Annotated in this window: 5 protein-coding genes; 2 read left to right on the forward strand and 3 right to left on the reverse strand. The window is 63.6% G+C overall.

The annotated features are described in order from the left end of the window. Positions 1 to 66: 66 nt before the first annotated feature. Positions 67 to 291: a hypothetical protein gene (locus ACH2EI_RS13115; RefSeq protein WP_395160328.1), complete on the reverse strand. Its 225-nt coding sequence runs from the start codon at positions 289 to 291 to the stop codon at positions 67 to 69. Positions 292 to 344: 53 nt separating this feature from the next. Continuing rightward, complete coding sequence (locus ACH2EI_RS13120) at positions 345 to 2417, reverse strand: acyltransferase family protein (protein WP_395155346.1); 2073 nt, start codon at positions 2415 to 2417, stop codon at positions 345 to 347. A 336-nt stretch (positions 2418 to 2753) separates the two neighbouring features. Between ACH2EI_RS13120 and ACH2EI_RS13125 the strand changes: the two genes are divergently transcribed. Beyond that, positions 2754 to 3527 carry an ABC transporter permease gene (locus ACH2EI_RS13125; RefSeq protein ID WP_395155345.1) on the forward strand — a complete coding sequence of 258 codons (774 nt, stop codon included), beginning with the start codon at positions 2754 to 2756 and terminating at the stop codon, positions 3525 to 3527. Beyond that, the gene (locus ACH2EI_RS13130; RefSeq protein WP_395155344.1) at positions 3524 to 4264 is read left to right on the forward strand and encodes an ABC transporter ATP-binding protein; all 741 of its coding nucleotides are present in this window, start codon (positions 3524 to 3526) and stop codon (positions 4262 to 4264) included. Before ACH2EI_RS13125 ends, ACH2EI_RS13130 begins: the two co-directional genes overlap by 4 nt. Before the next feature lie 28 nt (positions 4265 to 4292). Here the strand turns inward: ACH2EI_RS13130 and ACH2EI_RS13135 are convergent. Continuing rightward, positions 4293 to 5319, reverse strand: a 1027-nt coding sequence (locus tag ACH2EI_RS13135) for a UPF0182 family protein (RefSeq protein ID WP_395160330.1), incomplete at its 5' end; no start/stop codon positions are given.

Below are 5319 nucleotides of genomic sequence, written 5' to 3' on the forward strand. Positions count from 1 at the left end.
ACATGCGAGCGAGAGCCCGTTCGATTCGAACCGATCGTTCATCCCGGGCATCGTCGGCCAACGGCTTCAGGCTCGGGGAGCGCGGTGCATGCGCTTCTTGCCCGGCGTGGCCAGCGTGTAGCCGCGGTTGCGGGCTTCGGGCAGCTCGTCTGGGCTGAAACACAGCGCCACACCGAGACCAACGAATTCGTTGATGACATCGTCGTCGTCCCACGATTGAAGGTCGTAAACAAGCTGGGTGCGCTTGTCGCCCAGGAATCGGCTCTCTTCGAACTTCGGGTGATGCTCCATCGGCTTCAAAGTTACTGGACAACGAGGCCGGCACCCCATTTCGTCGGCCGACTTCACTCGCCCATCGCAGTTGAATCGTCGGCCATGGCCGACATCAACGCTGCGTCCAAGTACGTCGACAGTGAGCGAACGTATGTCGACGTGAGATGCGAGCCCTGCCGATAGATCAGTACGTTGCCGATCACCACTGGACAGACTTCGCCCGGGCAGATCCAGTCCTGGACGTCGACGACGCTCACGCCATCGATGCCCCGACTCGCCTCGAGCTGAACCGGGGCCGCACTTGCAGCGATACCATCGGCGCGTTTGAACGCGCACTCGCTGAGCTTGCTGGGATGCGCGACGACGCACTCCGGAATCTCACGCAACGGTGTGGCATTGTCGAGCAAGACGATGACTTCGGTGCCGGAGGCCTCGATGTCCTGCCACGTCTGCTGCAAGTCGGCCACGAAGGATCGGTGCTGCATCTCGGGCGAGATATCGGGAATGAAAGAAGCAGCGGTCCGCTGCGAAGTGACCACGTAATCGATGTCGTCGCGTTCGAGCAACTCCGCATATCGGGCCTCGTTGTAGTTCGTGCAGGCATCGGCAAACGTCGGGTCGCTGATGACAGGGATCCGGGCCAACGCACACCGGTTGACGAGAAAGGTCAGCACCCGCCAGCCACGCTCGTCGGCAACCCGCTCGATCGCGGGAAGCCATTGGGCCATCTTCGAGTCGCCCACCAACGCAACGACCGTTGCCGCGTCTGGCGGGCCGTAATCGCAGGGCTTGAGCTCAGAAAAGGCTGGACCTTGAATACAGCTCTCGCCGCCCAGACTCGGAAGGTCTTTCAGCGCACCGACCGGTGATGGAATCATAGAGGAGACCGTGTCGACGACGTCACCGTCCGGATCGTGAGTCGGATCGTCGCCGAGCACCACAGCGCCGAGGCCGACGAGCCGATCGCGTTGCGCTCCGGCATCAAACTCTTCGGCGCCCGCAACGTAAGCCGATTCGGTCGGTATCAAAGCGTTGACCGACATCGCTGCCGCAAGACCGATCAAAGTGCACGTTGCGCCAATTGCAAGCGAGGCGCGAGGAAACCGGAACGCGCGCGCCGAATAGCGGATCGGGGATTCAACCAGTCGGAAGCTCAGCCAGGCGGGCACGAAGGACGCTGCGACAACTGCGAGACCTGCCGCCACCGAGAGGGAGCCACCATTGCTCCCCCACAACCATGTCGCCATGACGAGGAGCGGCCAGTGCCAGAGGTACAGCGAATAGGAAATGTCTCCCATCCATTGCATGGGTCCTAGACTCAGGATCCGCTGGAGTGCCCCATCGGGGCGGCCGAGACCGGCGACAATCAACGCTGCTGTCGCAATCGTGGGTGCGAGCGCCGCGTAGCCGGGAAACCTCGTCGTGTCGTCGTAGAGCACGGCGGCGGCCACGATCACCGAGATCGCCGTCCAGCCGAGCATTGTCGCAGCAATCTTCGGAAGGCGAGCGGCGTGAGTGGCTCCCAGGGCGAGCGATCCTCCGACGCCGAACTCCCAGGCTCGCGTCGTTGACATGAAAAAGGCCGAGCCGGGAGCGCTGTCAGTGAGGTATACCGACCACACGAATGATGGGACCGAGATGAGTGCAATGCCCGCCAGGAGTGTCCGCGACAACTGGACACCCCTGCGTTGCGAGAAGCGCAGGAGGAGCAGCAACAAGACCGGCCACACGACGTAGAACTGCTCTTCAACCGCAAGCGACCAGAAATGCTGCAGCGGGCTGGCGGCGGCGTCAGACGCCAGGTAGTCGACAGATTGCTGGGCGAACCGCCAGTTCACCACGTACAACGCACTCGATCGAATGTCGGCCGCGATCGATTCCCAGCGCGTCGCCGGGAGGATCAACAGGGTCAGAACTGAAGTCGAGGCGAGCACAACTGCCGTGGCCGGAAGTAAACGGCGAACACGTCGCCGGTAGAAACGAATGACGTCGAACTCCCCGGTCACCGATGCCTCACGGACCATCAAGCTAGTAATGAGGAACCCCGAGATCACGAAGAAGACATCGACGCCGATGTAGCCACCTGCGAATGCTGGGACGCCGGCATGATACGCAAGCACAAGCACCACGGCGATCGCCCGCATGCCCTGGATGTCAGTGCGATGGTGCGAGGCCGGCGGAAGACCAACAGTCGGAGAATTCGGTTCTCGAAGCACTAACTGGTTGGGTCCTTCTCCGGCGAAACTCAATGATTCACGACGCCCTGCGTCTCGACGCCATTCCGGCAGTAATGGCTGTAGCCCGCGGGGGAAACGCTGTCGGAAAGCTACCAGCCGGCAACGAGCACCCCGCAGCGATAGCTTTGCACCGTCGACACGTCACTGAGTTTCGATGACGCCGATCCGGACCACGGTCCGGACCCAGCCGCTGCGCTCTTCCGGCTACACGCGCACGTCTCGACACGTGACTATCTGCGCCAGATGTGGGACCGCCGATCGTTCGCCGTCGCGATGCCCGCCGAGGAGGTCCGCTCGACGCACCAGGACACCCTGCTCGGCAACGTGTGGCACCTCGTCAACCCGCTACTCACCGTGGCTGTGTACTACCTAGTGTTCGCCGTGTTCCTGAAGGCCAACCGCGGCATCGACAACTACCTGCTGTGGCTGACCGTCGGTGTGTTCACGTTCGGCTTGACCACTCGTTCGGTCCTCGCCGGCGCCACGTCGATCACCGCCAACGTCGGCCTGATGCGAGCGATGCGGTTCCCCCGTGCACTCCTGCCGGTCTCCACCGTGCTCGGCCGCCTCCTCACCTTCGGCTTCGAACTCCTCGCCATCGGCTTCGTTGCCGTGATCACCGGACAGGGCCTCAGCCGACGGACGCTCCTCCTGCCGCTTGTCCTGGTGATCCACACCGGCTTCAACATGGGCGCGGCGTTCGTGGCGGCACGGCTCAACGACAGCTACCGCGACGTGCAGCAACTCATCCCGTTCGTCTTCCGCCTGCTGATGTACGTGTCTGGCGTGATGTTCCCCGTTCGCCAGTACGTCGACAGCGCCAACACCCCCGGCTTCATCCGCCGTGCCATCTCGCTCAACCCAATGGTGCAACTCCTCGACCTCTACCGATGGGTGTTTCTCGGGACCCCGGTCGACCTGCTCCGAACCGCCGAGTTGGTCGGCATCACCGCCGTCGTGCTCATCTTCGGTTTCCGGTTCTTCCGCGTCCGCGAACTCATGTACGGACGGGCGTGACGGACGCAATGTCATCGGCCCCGCCGCTGTCGCTGCGCGTGTCGGACGTGCACATCGAATACGAGTTGTTCGACGCCCGACGCGCGGCCCTACGCCAACGCGTCGCGACGCGGACCGGTGAAAGCCGACGGGTGGTGCATGCCGTCAAGGGCGTGTCCTTCGACGTGAGCGAAGGCGAATCAGTCGGGATGATTGGTTCGAACGGCTCGGGTAAATCGACGATCCTCGCTGCAATTGCCGGGATGCTCGCTCCATCACGCGGCGAAATTTTGGTGAGCGACGAACCCCGGTTGATGGGCGTCGGAGCAACATTGATGCCGCTGGCAACCGGAGCACGCAACATCCGCCTCGGGTGCCTCGCGCTCGGAATGGTACCCGCCGAGGTTGAAGAGCGGTTCGACGAGATTGCCGACTTCACCGAACTCGGCGAGGCAATCGAGCGTCCGCTGCGCACGTACTCATCGGGCATGCGGGCGCGGCTGCACTTCGCGATCGCCACCGCCATTGCACCGAGGATCCTGCTGATCGACGAGGCACTGTCGGTCGGCGACCAGAAGTTCAAAGAGAAGTCGACCGAACGGATCGCGTCGATCCTCGCATCTGCCGGCACGCTTCTGCTCGTCAGCCATTCGATGGCCGAATTGCGCAAGCACTGCACACGCGGCATTTGGTTAGAGCAGGGCGTCCTGCGCGTCGATGGCCCGATCGACGACGTGATCGAGCAGTACGAGCGCTAACCGCGGGTTCGGGTGGAGATCCGCGTGATCAGGCACCGGTCAGCGCAGCGATGGCCGCGCCCGCCGTGTCCTCCACGGCCACGGCGCCGTCGGACACCGCTGCGACACCGAACAGGCGCGGAGCCGGCGACGAGCCAGTGCCGGTCACGATGATCGCCCGCACCCAGACGAGGCGGGCACCGGCGAGCACCGGCGTCATCGGACCGAATTGAACCTTGGAACCATTCGCGTTCAGCAACGTGATCGCCCGAGCAATCTCGGGGTCGGCATCGATCGCACTCTGAGCCACCTGCGGACTCAGCAACGGCAACGCATCTGGGCCGACTGCAGCGACACGGAGGTGGATGCCGCCCGCAAGATCGTGGTCCGCAACGGCGAGCGCAGCAAGTTCGTCGCGCGTCGAGGTCGGATTCGACGCCGAACCCGGGCCGAGCGGACGCACCGACGCGAACCCATCAGCGTTGCCTGCAAGAACGGTGAATTGATCGACAGACGGTGCCGGCGACGTGGTCGGTTCACCGACGGTCGTCGCGGCTGCAGCGCTGACTGCCCAACGGCCTGTGCCGTTAAACAACTGCTCTGCAGAATCCACGTGATACCGGCCGAGCAGGGTCGACTGCACGGCCCAGAGGTCGGCGGGATAGCGCACCAGTGAGCGGAGCGTGTCGGGGAACTGGTCGAGCGATTCGAGCAGCTCGGGATAGATCCCGGCCCACACGTCAAGCACCGGATCGTCACCGTCGTCCATGCGATACAGGTGAGTTTCGCCGGTCTCGGCATCGACCGTTGCCTTGACCGCGGCATGGAGATAGTTGACCTCACGGCCAGCAAGACCGCTCGTGGCCGGCACCCCTGCGATCGTCACGAACTGCGCCGATGGGTAGGTCGTTGCCGTTGTGTAGCCGTCGATTGCCCACGTGATGCGGCCGTCGGTGATGATCGGATACGGGTCGCCGTCGAGCGCCAGGAACGGCGCAAGCGCACCAACGCGCTCGCTGATCGAACGGCGGTACAGGAGCTCGGAATCTGCCGTGAGCTCACTGCTCAGTACCGGC

The sequence above is a fragment of the Ilumatobacter sp. genome (assembly GCF_041688325.1).
Taxonomy (GTDB): Bacteria; Actinomycetota; Acidimicrobiia; order Acidimicrobiales; family Ilumatobacteraceae; genus Ilumatobacter_A.

Coding starts and splice junctions, on each gene's coding strand:
- ACH2EI_RS13125 (WP_395155345.1), top strand. CDS start 2,754: ATGTGGGACCGCCGATCGTTCGCCGTCGCGATGCCCGCCGAGGAGGTC.
- ACH2EI_RS13115 (WP_395160328.1), bottom strand. CDS start 291: ATGGAGCATCACCCGAAGTTCGAAGAGAGCCGATTCCTGGGCGACAAG.
- ACH2EI_RS13120 (WP_395155346.1), bottom strand. CDS start 2,417: ATGCGGGCGATCGCCGTGGTGCTTGTGCTTGCGTATCATGCCGGCGTC.